The 1,084-nt window shown below is 49.4% G+C and carries 1 protein-coding gene; it reads right to left on the minus strand.

Annotated features, from left to right (window positions below; translation table 11 throughout):
• Positions 1–131: 131 nt before the first annotated feature.
• The coding region (narH, locus tag ACFVXG_RS46175) for a nitrate reductase subunit beta (protein WP_387936509.1) at positions 132–1,084 on the minus strand (953 nt) is incomplete at its 5' end.

Consider the following 1,084-nt stretch of genomic DNA (forward strand, 5'->3'; position numbering starts at 1 on the left):
GGATAAGAGCCTTCCAATCGGGAATCTCGGCTCTCCACTCTTCATCCGGATAAGAGAGAAGAGTGGAAAGAGCGGAGAACGTCATTTGCCGGTCTGTGGTGTTCATCTTGTTACACCTCATTTATCAAAAGTTAGAAACAGGAGCCGGGGCCGCCTGAAAATGATAAGCCGCAGCTCCCTTGTTCAGCATATAAATCTGACACTTCTTCTCGATGGCTGCTCGGGATCACAAAGCGGTCATCATATTTGGCGATCGCCAGCAGCCGATACATGTCTTCAATTTGCTGTTCTGTTAAACCGACACTGGAGATCAATGCCGGGTCGATGGATTTATTCGTCTGCACCGCCCTCATATACTGGCGCATGACAGACATTTTCTTTAACGTGGACCGAATATGATCCGTATCCCCCGCCGTTAATAGCTGCGCCAAATAGTCAATCGGAATTCTCATTTGGTCGATAGCCGGAAAAATATCTTCCGCCGTTTGCCGACTGCCTTTTCCTTCAAAGAGATTCATAATCGGGCTGAGCGGCGGAATGTACCACACCATTGGCAGTGTGCGGTACTCAGGATGAAGCGGCAGCGCAATCTTCCAGTCAATGATCATTTTATAGATCGGCGATTGCTGCGCGGCCTCTATCCATTCAGCCGGGATGCCTTGTTCTTTTGCCAATTTGGCAATCTCAGGATCATTCGGATCAAGAAAAACGTCCAGTTGGGAATGGTAGAGATCCTTTTCATTTTCAACAGAGGCCGCTTCCTCCACTTTGTCCGCGTCATACAGCATGACGCCGAGATAGCGGATTCTGCCGACACACGTTTCAGAGCAAATAGTCGGCAGCCCCGCCTCCAAGCGTGGAAAGCAGAGTGTGCATTTTTCCGCTTTATTCGTTTGCCAGTTAAAATAGACTTTTTTATAAGGACAGGATGAGACGCAATATCTCCATGAACGGCATGCGTTTTGATCCACAAGCACAATGCCGTCCTCCTCGCGTTTGTACATGGCGCCGGACGGACAGGATGACACGCACGCCGGGTTGATGCAGTGCTCGCAAATACGCGGCAGATACATCATAAAGACCT

Source organism: Kitasatospora sp. NPDC058162, assembly GCF_042884005.1.
Lineage (GTDB): Bacteria > Actinomycetota > Actinomycetes > Streptomycetales > Streptomycetaceae > Kitasatospora.